The 16,715-nt window shown below is 65.8% G+C and carries 12 protein-coding genes; 8 read left to right on the top strand and 4 right to left on the bottom strand.

The window, feature by feature from the left end; genetic code table 11:
- Positions 1–211 precede the first annotated feature (211 nt).
- Both D3877_RS18865 and D3877_RS18860 read left to right on the top strand, forming a co-directional pair.
- Entirely contained in the window at positions 212–1,150 is a 939-nt protein-coding gene (locus D3877_RS18865) for a bifunctional riboflavin kinase/FAD synthetase (RefSeq protein ID WP_119832206.1), read from the top strand.
- A 12-nt stretch (positions 1,151–1,162) separates the two neighbouring features.
- The gene (locus D3877_RS18860) at positions 1,163–1,342 is read left to right on the top strand and encodes a hypothetical protein (protein WP_119832205.1); all 180 of its coding nucleotides are present in this window, start codon (positions 1,163–1,165) and stop codon (positions 1,340–1,342) included.
- A gap of 30 nt (positions 1,343–1,372) precedes the next feature.
- Here the strand turns inward: D3877_RS18860 and D3877_RS18855 are convergent, their stop codons facing one another.
- The 3 genes from D3877_RS18855 to D3877_RS18845 form a co-directional block, all read right to left on the bottom strand.
- On the bottom strand, positions 1,373–3,649 hold the full coding sequence (locus D3877_RS18855; RefSeq protein WP_119832204.1) for a putative bifunctional diguanylate cyclase/phosphodiesterase: 2,277 nt from the start codon (positions 3,647–3,649) through the stop codon (positions 1,373–1,375).
- A 196-nt stretch (positions 3,650–3,845) separates the two neighbouring features.
- A complete protein-coding gene (locus D3877_RS18850) occupies positions 3,846–7,589 on the bottom strand; it encodes a vitamin B12-dependent ribonucleotide reductase (protein WP_119832203.1) in 3,744 nt (1,247 codons plus the stop codon).
- 616 nt (positions 7,590–8,205) lie between these two features.
- Entirely contained in the window at positions 8,206–8,622 is a 417-nt protein-coding gene (locus tag D3877_RS18845; protein ID WP_119832202.1) for an HRDC domain-containing protein, read from the bottom strand.
- A 370-nt stretch (positions 8,623–8,992) separates the two neighbouring features.
- Between D3877_RS18845 and D3877_RS18840 the strand changes: the two genes are divergently transcribed.
- From D3877_RS18840 to D3877_RS18830, 3 genes are all read left to right on the top strand, one after another.
- Positions 8,993–9,298, top strand: coding sequence for an STAS domain-containing protein (locus D3877_RS18840; protein ID WP_119832201.1), 306 nt, complete (start codon positions 8,993–8,995; stop codon positions 9,296–9,298).
- Positions 9,299–9,328: 30 nt separating this feature from the next.
- Positions 9,329–10,540, top strand: coding sequence for a PP2C family protein-serine/threonine phosphatase (locus tag D3877_RS18835; RefSeq protein WP_119832200.1), 1,212 nt, complete (start codon positions 9,329–9,331; stop codon positions 10,538–10,540).
- A 97-nt stretch (positions 10,541–10,637) separates the two neighbouring features.
- Entirely contained in the window at positions 10,638–10,850 is a 213-nt protein-coding gene (locus D3877_RS18830; protein WP_119832199.1) for a hypothetical protein, read from the top strand.
- Between the two features lie 116 nt (positions 10,851–10,966).
- Here D3877_RS18830 and D3877_RS18825 read toward each other — a convergent pair whose 3' ends face one another.
- Entirely contained in the window at positions 10,967–11,437 is a 471-nt protein-coding gene (locus D3877_RS18825; RefSeq protein WP_119832198.1) for a ferritin-like domain-containing protein, read from the bottom strand.
- Positions 11,438–11,622: 185 nt separating this feature from the next.
- On the opposite strand from D3877_RS18825, the gene hrpB reads away from it, so the two are divergent.
- The 3 genes from hrpB (at position 11,623) to nifE (ending at position 16,715) form a co-directional block, all read left to right on the top strand.
- A complete protein-coding gene (gene hrpB, locus D3877_RS18820; RefSeq protein WP_119832197.1) occupies positions 11,623–14,193 on the top strand; it encodes an ATP-dependent helicase HrpB in 2,571 nt (856 codons plus the stop codon).
- Between the two features lie 97 nt (positions 14,194–14,290).
- Entirely contained in the window at positions 14,291–15,112 is an 822-nt protein-coding gene (locus tag D3877_RS18815) for a hypothetical protein (RefSeq protein WP_147395230.1), read from the top strand.
- Positions 15,113–15,308: 196 nt separating this feature from the next.
- On the top strand, positions 15,309–16,715 hold the full coding sequence (gene nifE, locus D3877_RS18810) for a nitrogenase iron-molybdenum cofactor biosynthesis protein NifE (protein ID WP_119832195.1): 1,407 nt from the start codon (positions 15,309–15,311) through the stop codon (positions 16,713–16,715).

Genomic DNA, 16,715 nt, shown 5'->3' with positions numbered 1-16,715 from the left:
GCAAAAGGATCTGCTTCCCGCCGTCGGCGCGTTTACCGCGCGCCGACGGCGTTCTATACAGACGCCCTAGCAGGTTTTTCCAGATCGGGCCACACATGGCCCGGCCTGGAAAAACCGGCGGACTCTATGTTTTGCAGGTTTTCCAAGCCCGCTCCTATGTGGGCGGAGTTTGGAAAACCTGCTTAGCAGGTTTCTCCAGATCGGGGCGCGCATGCGACTGTACAGACACACCGCCGACCTGCCCGCCAGGGAACGCGGCGCCGTGGTGGCGCTTGGCAATTTCGACGGCGTGCATCACGGCCACCAGACCGTGATCGGAACCGCTCAGCGGCTGGCCCGCGAGCTTGACGCGCCGTCCGCCGTTCTGACCTTCGAGCCGCACCCGCGCTCGGTCTTCCGCCCGGACGATCCCCCCTTTCGCCTGACACCCTTCCGCGTCAAATCCCGCCACATCGAAGCGTTGGGCGTCGATCAACTGATCGTCGGCCATTTCGACGAGCGTCTGTTGACCAAAACCGCCCAAGCCTTCGTTGACGACATTCTGATTGGCGATCTTGGCGTGCGGCACGTCGTGTGCGGCTATGATTTTCTGTTCGGCCACAAGCGGGGCGGCGATCCGGCCTTTCTGCAACGGGCCGGACAGGCCCATGGCTTTGGCGTGACCGAGATCGGCCCGGTCGCCGATCCCGAGGGCGGCGTCTATTCCTCCACCCGCGTGCGCGACGCGCTGATCGCCGGTCGCCCGCAAGAGGCCGCCCATGTGCTGGGCAGCCCGTGGGAGATTGAGGGACGGGTGGCCCACGGCGACAAACGGGGCCGAACCATCGGCTTTCCCACCGCCAACATTGAACTGGACGAGTATCTGCGCCCGGCCTTCGGCGTCTACGCCATCCGCGCGGGCGTCGATCACGGCCTGAACACGGTGTGGCACAAGGGCGTGGCCAATCTGGGCGCCCGCCCAACCGTCGGCGGCACGGTCGAACGGCTGGAAGCCCATCTGTTCGACATGAACGCCGATCTTTACGGCCAGCATCTGCGGGTGCAGTTGATCGAGTTCCTGCGTCCGGAGCAGAAATTCGCCAGCTTCGACGCGCTGAAGGAGCAAATCCTGCGCGACGCCGCCGCCGCCCGCGCCGCGCTGGCCGATTGAGGAGCACCCTTTATGGAACGTGTGCTGATGCTGCTGTTCATGCTCAACCAGGGCGGCCCGACGACCCTGGATTTTGCGACGATGGAGCAATGCAAGGCCGCCGAACCGATCATCATCCAGCATTACCGTGAGATGACCGGCAACACCGTGCTGTCCCGCTGCGTGCGGATGACCCTGCCGCCCACCAAGTAAGCGGCGCCCGGCGGATCGGAGGCCAGCGGTTCAGAGGCCGAAGCCGCAATCCGGCAAGGCGCAATTCTGCTTGTCCTGCTCCGCCACCTGCGCGTCCCAGGCGCGCAGCCAGTCCACGAAGGCGTCCGCGTCCATCGGGCGGGCGTAGTGATAGCCCTGCCCCATGCAGCAGCCGTCGGCCTTGAGCATCCGGCTCTGCGTTTCACGCTCCACCCCCTCGGCCACCACGGTCAGGCCCAGGCTTTGGCCGATCTGGATCATCGCCCGCACCAGCGGGCGGTTGGCCGCGTCGATGTCCAACTCCTTGACGAAACTGCGGTCGATCTTCAACTCGCCAACCGGAAAACGCTTGAGGTAGCTCAGACTGGAATAGCCGGTGCCGAAATCATCGATGGACAGCATCACGCCCAGATCGTTCAGCGCGTCGAGCGCGTCGTGGACGCCGACCTCTTCGGTCATCATCAACCGTTCGGTGATTTCCAACGTCAGATCGCCGGGCGGCACCTGCGCCGCCGCCAGAACCTGACGCACCTGCTCGACCAGATCGCCATGGGCGAAACGGACCGGCGACATGTTGACGGCCATGCCCGGAACCGTCACCCCGGCGGCCCGCCAACGCGCCAGTTGCGCGACGCTGCTTTCCAAAACCCAACTGTCGATGCGGTCGATCAACCCGCATTCCTCGGCCAACGGAATGAACTCCACCGGCGACACCGCGCCCCAACGCGGGTGGGTCCAGCGAATCAACGCCTCCACCCGGTACAGCCGCCGCGATTCCAGACGGATTTGCGGTTGGAAATTCAAGGTGAACTCGCCACGATCCAGCGCCTCGCGCAGGGCCGCTTCCATCTCCAGCCGCCGCACCGCCTGCTCGTTCATGTCGCGGCGGTAGAAATGGCAGCGGTTGCGCCCGGCCTGCTTGGCCCGGTACATCGCCGCGTCGGCTTGGCGCAACAGCGTGTCGAAATCATGACCGTCATCGGGATGCACGGCGATGCCAACGCTGGCGGTCGGGGTCAAGGTGAGATCGGCGATGGTGATCGGCTGCGACAGGGCCGCCAAAATCCGCTCGGCCACCAGCGAGGCGTGCGCGGCGTCGCAGCCGGGAAGCAGGGCGACAAACTCGTCCCCCCCCAGCCGCGCCAACGTGTCGCCGTCGGGGAACAGGCGGGTCAACCGCGTCGCCACCTCCACCAGCAGCCGGTCGCCCGCCGCATGGCCGAGGGAATCATTGATGATCTTGAAGCGGTCGAGATCCAGGAACATCAACGTCACCGGCTGCCGGGTCCGCCCGGCCAGCGCCAGCGCGGCGGTGGCGCGGTCCTTCAGCAACTGGCGGTTCGGCAGGCCGGTCAGCGTGTCATAGAAGGCCAGCCGGTTGATCTCCGCCCGCGCCCGATCATGCTCAATGGCCAGCGCGCAGAGATGCACGCAAGCCTCCAGCATCCGCCGGTGGAAGGCCGTCGCGCCGTGCGATTCCCGGTAATAGAGCGCGAAGGTGCCCAGAACGCGGGCGTCGCGCCCCTTGATCGGGTGGGACCAGCAAGCGGCCAGCCCGTGGGACAGCGCCAGATCGCGATAATTGGCCCAGAGCGGGTCGGTGGCGATGTCCGACACCTCAACCGGCGCGCCGCGCCACGCCGCCGTTCCGCAAGAGCCGACCGACGGGCCGATCTGCGTCCCATCGATGGCCGCGCTGTAAGCGGTTGGCAGGGAAGGCGCCGCCGCGTGGCGCAGGCTGCGACCGTTTTCCAGCAGCAGAACGGAACAAGTCACCTCCGGCGCGCAGGTCTCCACCTGACGGCACAGGAAATCCAGCACCAGCTTCAACGACCGCCCAGCGGCGACCAGTTCCAGCACATCCTGTTGCAGCCGGGCGATGGCGTTCGCCCGCTCACGCTCTTCAAACCCCTGCATTTGGCAAAAGGCGATGGGTTCGGAAAATCCGGTCAGCAACTGCCAGTGCAGATCCACCGGCACCGGCTCGGCGCGCGGCGCGCGGATGGTTCCGGCGCCGGGCAAAGCGCCCTCATCATACAGGCTGGCCCACACCGACGGCCATTCCCAACCGCCCAAATCCAACACCGACAGCAGCGGACGACCGACCAGCCCGGTTCCAGGGCCGATCCCATGCCCCGCCGACCCGCGCGCCGGACGACCGGCCCAGCGGACAAAGCACGGGTTGGCGCTGACGATCACGCCATCCGCCCCAACCCACACCAGCCCCGTGCCGCACTGCTCGACAGTCGCCCGGATCAGTGGATCGGACATCACGGCGGCGTCGAGCGTTCCGTCGGCTAACTCCATGGCGCGCCTCTCCCAGGATGCCTGCGTGGCCCGGCCTCACTCTTAACGAAAATGCTACCATGGATATAGGCGGGCTGGTCAAGCCCCACGGAGACTGTGGAAAAGCGATCTCCAGACACATGGAAAGGGGAGAGCGGTTGCCCGCTCCCCCCTTTTGTTTCGTCTTACTTATGCTGTGTTGCAAAAACTCTGAGGTTCAGCTGCAACCCGTCGTCGAACCACAGCTGTCGCATTTCAAGCAGGTGCCGTTGCGGACCAAGGTCATGTTGCCGCATTCGCCGCAGGGATCGCCCTCATAGCCACGGGCGCGCGCCTCGCGGATGCGGTCGAAACGCTGCTCGCTGACGCTGCCGCCATAGGAGGTTCCCGTCGCCGTGCCAGCCGCCACATGACCTTGCGCCGCCACCACCGAACCAACCGCCGGGCTGCCCGCCACCGCGCTTTGCGCCGCTGCGGCGGTCGCCTGCACGGTGTCCACGCCCGCCGCCGCCAGGGCCGCCGCCGCGCTGGTCCGCTGGGCTTGACCAGCGCCCTGCCCGGCGCCCTGCCCGCCATGCAAAACGCGCAGGTTGTTGCGGACATAGCCGGTCGAAGCGACGCGGCGGACAAAGTCCGACGGCTGCGGGTTTTCCGGCAGGTCGCCCTGCTTGTCGCCGCTGCCGACGGTGAAGGGCAGCAAATCTTCCGGCGTGGCGTGGGCCAGATCGGTGCGGCCGAGATAGGAAATCGCCACCTCGCGGAAGATGTAGTCGATGACGGAGGTCGCCATCTTGATGGTGTCGTTGCCCGTCACCATGCCCGACGGCTCGAAGCGGGTGAAGGTGAAGGCCTCGACGAACTCCTCAAGCGGCACGCCATATTGCAGGCCGATCGAGATCGCGATGGCGAAATTGTTCATCAAGGAGCGGAAGGCGGCGCCCTCCTTGTGCATGTCGATGAAGATCTCGCCGATGCGACCGTCTTCATACTCGCCGGTGCGCAGATAGATCTTGTGGCCGCCGACGTTGGCCTTCTGGGTGTAGCCCTTGCGGCGGTGCGGCAGGCGTTCGCGGGCGGAGATTTTCCGCTCGACGATCTTCTCGATCACCTTTTCGACGATGCGTTCGGAGACGATCTGGGTGCGGGTGGCGTTGGCGCCCTCCACCACCGCGTCGACGGTCTCGCCATCCTCCTCGTCGTCCAGCACGGCGGCCTGGAGCGGCTGGCTCAGCTTGGAGCCGTCGCGGTACAGCGCGTTGGCCTTCAGACCCAGACGCCAGGACAGCAGATAGGCGTCCTTGCACTCCTCCACCGTCGCCGCGTTCGGCATGTTGATGGTCTTGGAGATGGCGCCGGAGATGAAGGGCTGCGAGGCCGCCATCATCGTGATGTGCGACTGCCAGCCCAGGAAACGCTTGCCGATGCGGCCACACGGGTTGGCGCAATCGAACACCGACAGATGCTCGTCCTTCAGGAAGGGCGCGCCTTCCAGGGTCATGGCGCCGCAGCAATAGGTGTTGGCCGTCTCGATCTCGGTCTTGCTGAAGCCCAGATGGGTCAGCAGGTCAAAGCCTTGCGCGTCCAGAACCTCGAACGGCACGCCCAGAGTCTCGACGCAGAACTCGGCGCCGATGGTCCAGCGGTTGAACACGAACTTGATGTCGAAGGCGGTGCCGAGGTTGCCTTCCAGCTTCTCCAGCATCGCGTCGGTGAAGCCCTTGGCCTTCAACGCGGCGTGGTCGATGCCGGGCGCGGTCTTCAGCGTGCCGTGGCCGACGGCGTAACGCTCCATCTCGCCGATCTGCTCGGGCGAGTAGCCCAGCGTCTTCAAGGCTTCCGGCACCAGACGGTTGACGATCTTGAAGTAGCCGCCGCCCGCCAGCTTCTTGAACTTCACGAGCGCGAAGTCGGGTTCGATGCCGGTGGTGTCGCAATCCATCACCAGACCGATGGTGCCAGTCGGGGCGACCACGGTGGATTGCGCGTTGCGGAAGCCATGGGCCTCGCCCAGTTCCAGCGCCTCGTCCCACACCCGCAAGGCGGCGGCGGCCAGCTCTTGATCCGGGCAGAGGTCGGCGACGAAGGGAACCGGCGCGACCGCCAGCCCTTCATAGCCATTCATCGCGCCATTCGCGGCGCGGCGGTGGTTGCGGATGACCCGCAGCATGTGGTCGCGGTTGGCCTCATAACCGGGGAAAGCCCCCAGTTCCTGCGCCATTTCCGCCGAGGTGGCGTAGGCGACGCCGGTCATCACGGCGGAGATGCCGGCGCAATAAGCGCGGCCCTCGTCCGAGTCGTAGGACAGGCCGGACGCCATCAGCAGGCCGCCGAGGTTGGCGAAGCCCAGACCCAGCGTGCGGAACTCGTAGGAGAGCTGGGCGATTTCCTTGGAGGGGAACTGCGCCATCAGCACCGAAATTTCCAGCACGATGGTCCACAGACGGCAGGCGTGCTCGAAGGCTTCGGTGTCGAAGGAGCCGTCCTTCAACCGGAAGGTCATCAGGTTCAACGACGCCAGATTGCAGGCGGTGTCGTCGAGGAACATGTATTCCGAGCAGGGGTTCGAGGCGTTGATGCGCCCCGAGGCCGGGCAGGTGTGCCATTCGTTGATGGTGCTGTCGAACTGCACGCCGGGATCGGCGCAGGCCCAGGCGGCGTAGCCGACCTTGTCCCACAGATCACGGGCGCGCAGCGTCTTCATGACCTTGCCGTTGGTGCGGCCAATCAGGTTCCAATCGCCGTCATCCAGAACCGCCTGGACGAACTCGTTGGAGATGCGCACCGAGTTGTTGGAGTTCTGGCCCGCCACCGTCAGATAGGCTTCCGAATCCCAATCGGTGTTGTAGGTCTTGAACTCGATGGTCTTGAAGCCCTGACCGGCGAACTGGATCACGCGCTGGATGTAGTTTTCCGACACCTGATCCTTGCGGGCGGCGAGGATGGCCTTCTTAAGCTCTTTGTTTTCCTTGGGATCCAGGCCGTTCTGCGCGGCGGCCATCACCACCGCCAGATGCTTCTGGCAAATCTTGGAGCCGGTGACGAGGGCGGCGACCTTCTGCTCCTCGTTCACCTTCCAGTCGATGTAGCCCTCGATGTCCGGGTGGTCCATGTCCACCGAGACCATCTTGGCCGCCCGCCGGGTGGTGCCGCCCGACTTGATGGCGCCCGCCGCGCGGTCGCCGATCTTCAGGAAGCTCATCAGGCCCGACGACTTGCCGCCGCCCGCCAGCTTCTCGCCCTCGCCGCGCAGCTTGGAGAAGTTCGAGCCGGTGCCCGAGCCGTATTTGAACAGGCGCGCCTCGCGCACCCACAGATCCATGATGCCGCCCTCGTTCACGAGGTCGTCGGCGACCGACTGGATGAAGCAGGCGTGGGGCTGCGGGTGCTCATAGGCCGAGGCCGAGGAGGTCAGCAGGCCAGTCTTGAAATCGACGTAGAAATGGCCCTGGCTGGGGCCGTCGATGCCATAGGCCCAATGCAGGCCGGTGTTGAACCATTGCGGGCTGTTGGGCGCCGCCATCTGGGCGGCCAGCATGAAGCGCATTTCGTCGTAGAAGGCGCGCGCGTCGGCCTCTTGATCGAAATAGCCGCCCTTCCAACCCCAATAGGTCCAGGTGCCGGCCAGACGGTCGAAGACCTGACGGGCGGAGCTTTCGCCGACGAAACGCTTTTCCTTGGGCAGCGCGGCCAGCTTTTCCGAATCCGCCTCTTTCCGCCACAGCCAGGACGGGACCGTGTTCTCTTCAACGGCCTTCAGCGCGGCGGGAACGCCCGCCTTGCGGAAATATTTCTGGGCCAGAATGTCGCTGGCGACTTGGCTGAAGCTCTCCGGCACCTCGATGTCAGTCTGCTGGAAGACGATCGAACCGTCGGGGTTGCGGATCTCGCTGGTGGCGCGGCGGAAGCCGAGGCTGGCGTAAGCATCCTGACCTTCACCCGTGAAACGACGCTCGATCCGCATGATGCCAATGTCCCCTGATGAATCTTGAATGGCAAAGCGATGGCGCGGCGCACGCTTGCGCTGGTCATCGGTTGCTGTAAGTTGATCTCATCCTAGACATCGCCGCCCCGGCAGGCAAGAGGCTGAGCGCCTCAAGACACCACATATTGTGGTTGACACGCAAAACTGCGCACAAAATCCAGCAGCCCAGCAATTCCGCCATTTCCAGCGGCACGCCCGCTCCATGACTGGATTTTTGTTAAAACCATGATTGTTCAATGGATATTTTCGGGGTTTTTATCCACCCCCTTTTCAACAGCGGCAAGGGTTGGGAACCCAAGATTTTGTGGGCTTTTCCACAACGCGCCGCCAGCGAACCCCGCTTGAGCGACTCGAGAGCGTCAGCGCGAGTCGACCCATCAGCCAAGCGCCAGCGAATCGAGACGCTCGGTCGGTCGCCCAAAACCCAACCGTCGGGCCGACAATCCGACCCAGCAACGAGCCGATGGAGCCGCCGCGCGCCCCACAACATATAGATGGGCAAGCGGCAAAACCCCAACCGGAGCCATCGCCCAGCACGCCAAACGCGCAACACCGCCGCGTCGCGCCAACCGCGACGCGGCGTCTTCACAAAATCTCAGTCGATCAGGACATCCAGGGTGGAGCGCACCACCTGCACGATCTCCCCACCCTGCAACGGCACCGGCAGATCGCGCCCGCCGACGATGATCGTCAATTCATGCTCGGTCGTCGGGGCGAAGCGGGCGATTTCCTGCACCAGATCGTCGGGCAGGATGATGTCGCGCGCCACGCCTTCCTGCGCCGCCACCCGGTCGCGCCACCCGTTCAGCGCGGCGGCGATGGCCGCCTCGATCTGTTGGGATTCTTCCTTGCGCTTCAGATCGCCATACAACACCAGCACGCGCCAGCCATCGACGGCGTAAGCGGTGTCGATGCGCTGGATTTCAATCGTCCGCAGAAAATCGGACAGATTCGCCTGCGCCTCCTCGGCGTTGGCGTCGGGAATGATAAAGGTGCGGATTTCGGTGCTCATCGCCCGTCCTTTGGTGGAGGATTCCCCAGTGCGCCGCAGCCTACACGACAAGCGGGGCGGCGGGCAAACCGCGACCACGCGCGTCTGGAGCGCCAATCACCGCCAATTTGCCGCATATGTCCAGAGATGGGCAGAGTTCGTCACCAATATTTCTTAAAATGCTATCTATTATCGCGACGCAGCGAAGGATACTTGCATTCCCATCCAACAGCGTGGGATAAGCCGCAAGTGACGGCATGAACAACTCCCCCTGTCATCAAAGTGAAATCTTTTCCAGCGTAAGATGAACGGACACAACATGCTGATGACTTCACCGGGCCACTCGCGTCCCGCCGCGCGCCGGACTCGGGAACAACCACGGAGCGCCTCCATGGACTTCACCGTCACCGATGCCCACGACAGCACCGAAATCCGTTTGCATGGCCGGATGACCTTTTCCGACCACGACACCTTCCGCTCGGTCATCGCCGCGTTCGAGCGGCCCGCCGGTCATCGGATGGTCTTTGACCTGTCCGGCCTGGATTTCGTCGATTCCTCGGGCCTGGGCATGTTCATCATCGCCCGCGACACGGCGCAAAAGAAGAAACTGGACTTCGCCATGCGCGGCGCGCGCGACGAGGTGCAACGCCTCATCACGCTGGCCAAGCTGCACAAAGTCTTCACCATCGACGCCTGAGACCCACACCCGCGCGGGGGGCGGGGCGCCATGGAGTTTCCGACCGAAACCCCCGCCTCGCTCTATGGGCTGGAATTGGGGATCCCGCTTGGCGACCGCCGGGTTCTGATTGCCGACGACAGCCGGTTCAACCGCCGCACGCTGGCCCGCTTTCTTCAGTGGATCGGCATTGTCCAGGTCGCCTTCGCCACCAATGGGCAGGAGCTGCTCGATCAGGTCGAGAGCTTTGACCCTGACTTGCTGTTGATCGACGCCAATCTGCCGCCCATCGACGGCATGGCGCTGTGCCGGGTTCTGCGCGGCAACCCGCGTTGGCGCGATCTGCCCATCCTGATGCAGAGCACCCGGCAGACCGACCAAATCCGTTCGCTGTGTTTCCAGGCCGGGGCCACCGATCTGTTGGCCAAGCCGATCAACCCCGGCGAATGCGTCGCCCGCGTCCGCTACCATCTGGAACGCCGGTCGATGGTGCAGGAGTTGCGCGCCTTCCGCGAACGGGTGGAGCGCGATCTGCGCCAAGCGCGCAGCATGCAATTGGCGCTGGTCCCCGACGCCGAATGGCTGGAGGCGATGGCCAGCCGCAACGCGCTGCGGATCGAGCCGGTCTTTCAAACCTCTGACGAGGTTGGCGGTGATTTTTGGACAACGTTCGAGATCGACGGCGGCCATGTCGGGGTTTTTGTCGCCGATCTGTCCGGGCACGGCATCGCCTCGGCGATCAACGCCTTTCGCCTGCACACGCTGCTGACCCGCACGCCGCCCGACGATCTGCGCGACCCGGCCCGTTTGTTGACGCAATTGAATCAGCGTCTGGCCGACATCCTGACCGTCGGCCAGTTCGCCACCGCCTTTTACGGGGTGATCGACCGCCACACCGACAGCCTGCGCTACGCCGCCGCCGGCGCCCCCAACCCGCTGTTGGGCAGCCGGGGCGGCTTCCGCGTGCTGGACGCGTCGGGCATGCTGCTGGGGGCCTTCGCCGACGCCGAGTATGAAAACCGCAGCACCCCGTTCCACCCCGGCGACACGCTGTTCCTCTATTCCGACGGCCTGACCGAGGCGCGCGACCGCGACGACGCCATGTTGGGGGAAGAGGGCTTGGCCGATTTGATCGAGCAGGCGGTGCTGACCGCGCCCGAACACCCTTTTCCCTGGCTGATGGCCCGCTTCGCCGAACGATTCGGCGCCGGATTGTACGACGATCTGACCGCCCTGTGGATCGCCCGCGACGCGACGTCCTGATCGTGGCGCCCTGATCCTCGCGTCTTTACGCCTTCCGATTTAACCATTTTTTGTTTATGGTTTCCTGGTCGGGCGTTACGCAACAGGAGACGGATGCATGGCTTCCATCATGATTAAGAAGGCGGGCGAGGGGTTGATCTCGCAGGCCCATCGCAACGCCGACGTCGGCCCGACCAGCGGCAGCTCGGTCGTCTATGAGATCCAGAATGTGCCGGGCGAGGTCAGCGTCGACGCCGTGATCGCGGCGTTCAAGGGCTACAAGCCCGCTGACACGGTCTATGAAATCGACTGGTCGGCCCTGTCGGCGTGATCGTGTCGGCGTGACCGGCGCCGCGCCCCTCTCCCCAGCCCGCGCTTGGACGGGGAGAGGGGGCGACAGCCCCGGCGTCGCGGCAACAGTCGCCCCGTGACGGTGGCCGCTGCGGCTCAGGCCACTTTGGGATAGCGCTTCGTCCAGATTTCCAACTGGGCGACATGTTCGGCCTCTTCGGCGGCGAACTCTTCGGCCATCATGCGGACTTCCGAATCGGTGGTGGTGCGCGCCACGTCGGCGTAAAAGGCTTGGCCCCGCCGCTCGCTGTCCAACGCCAGCTCCAGCGCGTATTCCACCGTCATCAGATAATGCGAGCCTTCCATCGAGGCCGCTTCCGGGCTTTCGTCATCGGGCCACTGGAAGTCTTCCGGGGCCAGATCGGGAATGTCGCGGAAACCGGACCGCTTGCGCGCCTCGGCCAGATGCATGCGCGAGAAGGTCGCCATTTGCCCGAAGAAGGCGGCAATCTCGGTGTTGCCATAGGTTTTCATCGACTCCGACAGGTCGGAGAAGCGGTTGGCGGCGTCCTCTTCCAGCGCGCAGGCGTGGGCGAGGAACAGGGCGGCGTCGTGGATGCTGGTCATGAATCCCTGCGTGTAGAAGAAAGGCCCGACGACGGTAAAACCATAGCATTTTTACGGTCATGGCGCGCGGCCCGATCCCAGAGACGGCTGGGTGCGACCTTTTGTCCCTGCCCTGCCCATCGCCCTCCCCCGCCCGCCTTGGAAAGCGGTTGCCTTTCCGGCGGTTTTCCGGCAGCGGAGTCGCCATGACCACGCCCAACCGCCCCGCCTTCGCCCCCCTGCCCATCGACCCGGTTCTGCCCGCCCTGCTGGCGGCGCTTGAAACGCGCGGAACCGCCGTGCTGCAAGCCCCGCCCGGCGCCGGCAAAACCACCCGCGTGCCGCTGGCCCTGCTCGATCAACCCTGGCTGCGCGGGCGCAAGATCCTGGTGTTGGAACCCCGGCGATTGGCCGCCCGCGCCGCCGCCCGGCGGATGGCGGCGATGCTGGGCGAGTCAGTCGGCGAGACCGTCGGCTATCGGGTGCGGCTGGACACCAAGGTTGGCCCGCGCACCCGGATCGAGGTGGTGACGGACGGCCTGTTCCTGCGCCAGCTTCAGGACGACCCGGAGCTGTCCAGCGTCGGCGCCGTCCTGTTCGACGAATTCCACGAACGCGGCATCGACAGCGATCTGGCGCTCGCCCTGGTGCAGGAGGCGCGCGGGGCGCTGCGCGACGATCTGCGGCTGGTGGTGATGTCGGCGACGCTGGACGGCGGGCCGGTCGCCGCCCTGCTGGGCGACGGCGTTTCCGGCGACGCCCCGATGGTGACGAGCGAGGGCCGCGCCTTTCCGGTGGAAACCCGCCATCTCGACGCGCCGCCGCCGGGCAGCCGGATTGAGGACGCGGTGGCCGCCACCGTGCGCCGCGCCCTGCGGGAGGAGAGCGGCAACGCCCTGGTCTTCCTGCCCGGCGCGGGCGAAATCCGCCGGGTTCTCAGCCAGTTGGAGCAATCGGATTTGGGCGGAGACGTCATCCTCGCCCCGCTCTACGGCGATCTGACGACCGAGGCGCAGGACCGCGCCATCGCCCCATCGCCGCCCGGCGTGCGCAAGGTGGTGCTGGCCACCGCCATCGCCGAAACCAGCCTGACCATCGAAGGCATCCGCATCGTCATCGACAGCGGGCTGATGCGGGTTCCGCGTTTCGACCCGCGCGGCGGCATGACCCGCCTGGTGACGGTCAAGGTCAGCCAAGCCTCCGCCGAACAGCGCCGGGGCCGCGCCGGACGGTTGGAGCCGGGCGTCTGTTTCCGTCTGTGGCCGGAGGCGACGCACAAGGCGCTGGCCCCCTTCAGCGCGCCGGAGATCCTCGACGCCGACCTCGCCCCACTGGCCCTGGAATTGGCGATGTGGGGGGTGAGCGATCCCGCCGCCCTGTCCTGGCTCAACCCGCCGCCCGCCCCGGCGCTGGCGCAGGCGCGCGACCTGCTGTCCGGCTTGGGCGCGCTGACCGACGGCGGGGCGATCACCCCGCATGGCCGCCGCATGGCGGGCTTTGGCGTGCACCCCCGGCTGGCCCACATGATGCTCGCCGGGCAAGCCCTGGGGCATGGCGCGCTGGCCTGTCTGGTCGCCGCCCTGTTGGGGGAGCGCGACATCGTCCGCGCCGCCCCCGGCTTCCGCGACGCCGATCTGCGCTTGCGCGTCGATCTGCTGCGCGGGCAGGAACAGGGCGGGCGCGGCGCCGCGCGCGGTTTGAGCGTGGATCGCGGCGCCGCCCAACAGGCGATGAAGCAGGCGCGAAGCTGGCGGCGGCACTTGGGCGTGCGGGAGGGGGATGAGGGCGACAGCAACGCCGTCGGCCTGTTGGTCGCCCTGGCCTACCCCGACCGCATCGGCCAGCGCCGCCCCGGCGGCGGGCCGGGCGGAGTCGCGGCGCAATTCCGGCTGTCGGGCGGGCGCGGCGCCTATTTCCAGGACGCCGAACCCTTGTCGGCGGAGGACTGGCTGGCGGTGGCCGATCTGGACGGCGCGGTTCGCGAATCCCGAATCTTCCTGGCCGCGCCGGTCACGCTGGCCGATCTGGAGGACGCCTTCGCCGACCACATCCGCGTCGAGACCATCGTCGCTTGGGACGCCCGCGAACAGACGGTGCTGGCCCGCCGCCGCCGGATGCTGTTCGCCCTGATCCTGAAGGACGAGCGTCTGGCCAGCCCGCCCGCCGAGGCGATGACCGCCGCGATGCTGGAGGGCGTCCGCGCCATGGGGTTGGAGTGTCTGCCCTGGAGCAACGAATTGCGGGCGTGGCGCACCCGAGTCGCCTTCCTGCGCCAGCGCGAGGGGGTGGAGTGGCCCGACCTGTCCGATTCGGCCCTGCTCGCCACGCTGGAGGATTGGTTGGCCCCGTTCCTGGACGGCGTGTCGCGCCGCGCCCATCTCGACCGCGTCGATCTGTCCAGCGCCCTGCGCAACCTGTTGCCGTGGGAGATGAAGACGCGGCTGGACGCCGAAGCGCCGACCCATGTCGAGGTGCCCAGCGGCTCCCGCATCCCCATCGACTATGACGGCGACGAGCCGGTGTTGGCGGTGCGCTTGCAGGAGATGTTCGGGCTGGCCGAAACGCCGCGCATCGCCGGGGGGCGGGTTCCCTTGCTGCTGCATCTTCTGTCGCCCGCCCGCCGCCCGGTGCAGGTGACGCGCGACCTCGCCAGCTTTTGGGCCAACGCCTACAAGGCGGTGAAGGCCGACTTGAAGGGCCAGTATCCCAAGCATTACTGGCCCGACAACCCGCTGGAGGCGGAACCGACCGCAAGGGCAAAACCCCGGGCGCGTTGAACAGGGGCGCGTTAACCTTGGTTGCGGCGAACCATCCCTGTTGCAAATCATCGGCGTGGTGTATCCTTTGCGCGTCATCACGCGGGGGATGTTCGCCATGCCCGTTCTCGACGCCGGACAGCGCCAGAAAATTGAGGAGGCCTTGATCCGCAAGGCCGAGGATCTGGCGCGCCGGATGCGGCGGGAGGCGGAAACCGCCCCGCCCGACCAGATCGACGCTCTGGCCACGGCGATGACCGAGATGCTGAAGGCCAAGGAGTTTCCCAGCGTCCGCGCCGCCGAGTTCCGCGAAATGACCAAAATCATCCAGCGCGGGGCCTACCAGCGCAGCGTCGACACGCTGCTGATCCAGGCCGAACGCTGCGGCCATCGCGGCGACGACAAGGGCCGCAACGCCCTGCTGACCAGCGCCAAGGACCATTTTTCCAAGGCCCTGCGCTTTGGCGCCGACGACGAGTTCCGCCACGGAGTCGAACGTCGGGTCCAGGCCACCTTGATGACCAGCAAGGACGGGGTGGACGACCGCACCAAGGACGCCGCCAAGCGCAAGCTGGACCAGCACGACGTCGGGGCCAAGCCGCCCAACGGCGTCGAACACCGCCGCGCCATCCGCTATATGGATCCGGTGCTGACGGTGGAAGCCGAAGGGCGGCGCTGCACGACGGTGAATTGGAGCACGCGCGGCCTGCTGGTCGATCTGCCGCCGGAGGAGTTCCACCACGCCATCGGCGGCAAGCTGCGGCTGGAACTGCGCTGCGCCGAATTGCCGGGCATCGGCGGGCGGCAAATCGCCCATGTCGTGCGGCTGGATCCCGACCGCCGCATGGTGGCTTTGACCTTCCCCGACATCAGCACGGTGATCCTGGAGTTGATGCACGCCATGAAGGACGCGGGCATCAAGCCGGAACCAGAACGGTAAAGGACGGCGACGCGCCCGCTGTCCTTCTTCCCGGTCCCCCCTCTGTCCAAGACCCGACAATCCCCGGCGATTGTCAGCTATCGCACAGCCCGCGAAAAACGCACAATCCAGCGCGTTCAACAGCTTACCATATGGCGCACGCCTTGCATTACCCGATCCCGACAGCCGCATTCGGCGCCAAGGCGGGAGAACGGGCATGCTCCAGGACAAGATCCAGGACGTCTTCAACGAACCGGGATGCGCGACCAACCAAAGCAAATCGGCCAAGGACAAGAAGAAGGGCTGCACCAAATCCCTGAAGCCGGGGGCCGCTGCTGGCGGTTGCGCCTATGACGGCGCGATGATCGTGCTGCAACCGATCGCCGACGCCGCCCATCTGGTCCATGGCCCGATCGCCTGCCTGGGCAACGCCTGGGACAACCGGGGAACCAAATCATCCGGTTCGCAGCTCTACCGCACCGGCTTCACCACCGACCTGTCGGAGCTGGACGTCATCAACGGCGGCGAGAAAAAGCTGTTCCGCGCCATCAAGGAAATCATCCAGCAATACGACCCGCCCGCCGTCTTCGTCTATCAGACCTGCGTGCCCGCCATGACCGGCGACGACATCGCGGCGGTCTGCAAATTCGCCACGCAAAAGCTCGGCAAGCCGGTGATTCCGGTGGACGCGCCGGGCTTCGTCGGCTCGAAGAATCTTGGCAACAAGCTGGCGGGCGAGGCGCTGCTCGACCACGTCATCGGCACGGTCGAACCGGAATACACCACCCCGACCGACGTCTGCATCATCGGCGAATACAACCTTGCCGGTGAATTGTGGCTGGTCAAGCCGCTGCTCGACGAGATCGGCATCCGCCTGTTGTCCTGCATCTCCGGCGACGGTCGTTACAACCAGGTCGCCCAGGCCCACCGGGCGCGCGTCACCATGATGGTGTGCAGCCAAGCGCTGGTGAATGTCGGCCGCAAGATGGAGGAGCGCTACGGCATCCCCTATTTTGAAGGCTCCTTCTACGGCGTGTCGGACATGTCGGACACGCTGCGCACCATGACCCGGATGCTGGTGGAGCGCGGGGCCGACAAAAGCCTGATCGACCGGGCGGAGGGCGTGATCGCGCGTGAGGAAAGCCGCGTCTGGCGCCGCCTGGAACCCTACAAGCCGCGCTTCGACGGCAAGCGCGTCCTGCTCTTCACCGGCGGCGTCAAGAGCTGGTCGATGGTCAGCGCGCTGGAAGGCGCCGGGCTGACCATCCTCGGCACCTCGACCAAGAAATCGACCAAGGAGGACAAGGAGCGCATCAAGAAGATGAAGGGCGACGAGTTCCACCAGTGGGACGATCTGAAGCCGCGCGACATCTACAAGATGCTGGCGACGTCGGAGGCCGACATCATGATGTCGGGCGGGCGGTCGCAATTCATTTCCTTGAAGGCCAAGGTTCCCTGGCTCGACATCAACCAGGAGCGTCACCACGCCTACGCGGGCTATGACGGCATCGTCAATCTGTGTGAGGAAATCGACAAAACCCTGTCGAACCCGATTTGGCGTCAGGTCCGCCTGCCCGCCCCGTGGGACACTCCCGCCGCCGCGCCTCTTCTGGCTGCGGAGTGA

Source organism: Azospirillum cavernae, assembly GCF_003590795.1.
In the GTDB taxonomy this organism is placed as follows: Bacteria; Pseudomonadota; Alphaproteobacteria; order Azospirillales; family Azospirillaceae; genus Azospirillum; species Azospirillum cavernae.
Note: the sequence above shows the minus strand (reverse complement) of the source record. Positions and strands in the feature narration are given on the sequence as shown.

Coding starts and splice junctions, on each gene's coding strand:
- D3877_RS18865 (WP_119832206.1), top strand. CDS start 212: ATGCGACTGTACAGACACACCGCCGACCTGCCCGCCAGGGAACGCGGC.
- D3877_RS18860 (WP_119832205.1), top strand. CDS start 1,163: ATGGAACGTGTGCTGATGCTGCTGTTCATGCTCAACCAGGGCGGCCCG.
- D3877_RS18855 (WP_119832204.1), bottom strand. CDS start 3,649: ATGGAGTTAGCCGACGGAACGCTCGACGCCGCCGTGATGTCCGATCCA.
- D3877_RS18850 (WP_119832203.1), bottom strand. CDS start 7,589: ATGCGGATCGAGCGTCGTTTCACGGGTGAAGGTCAGGATGCTTACGCC.
- D3877_RS18845 (WP_119832202.1), bottom strand. CDS start 8,622: ATGAGCACCGAAATCCGCACCTTTATCATTCCCGACGCCAACGCCGAG.
- D3877_RS18840 (WP_119832201.1), top strand. CDS start 8,993: ATGGACTTCACCGTCACCGATGCCCACGACAGCACCGAAATCCGTTTG.
- D3877_RS18835 (WP_119832200.1), top strand. CDS start 9,329: ATGGAGTTTCCGACCGAAACCCCCGCCTCGCTCTATGGGCTGGAATTG.
- D3877_RS18830 (WP_119832199.1), top strand. CDS start 10,638: ATGGCTTCCATCATGATTAAGAAGGCGGGCGAGGGGTTGATCTCGCAG.
- D3877_RS18825 (WP_119832198.1), bottom strand. CDS start 11,437: ATGACCAGCATCCACGACGCCGCCCTGTTCCTCGCCCACGCCTGCGCG.
- hrpB (WP_119832197.1), top strand. CDS start 11,623: ATGACCACGCCCAACCGCCCCGCCTTCGCCCCCCTGCCCATCGACCCG.
- D3877_RS18815 (WP_147395230.1), top strand. CDS start 14,291: ATGCCCGTTCTCGACGCCGGACAGCGCCAGAAAATTGAGGAGGCCTTG.
- nifE (WP_119832195.1), top strand. CDS start 15,309: ATGCTCCAGGACAAGATCCAGGACGTCTTCAACGAACCGGGATGCGCG.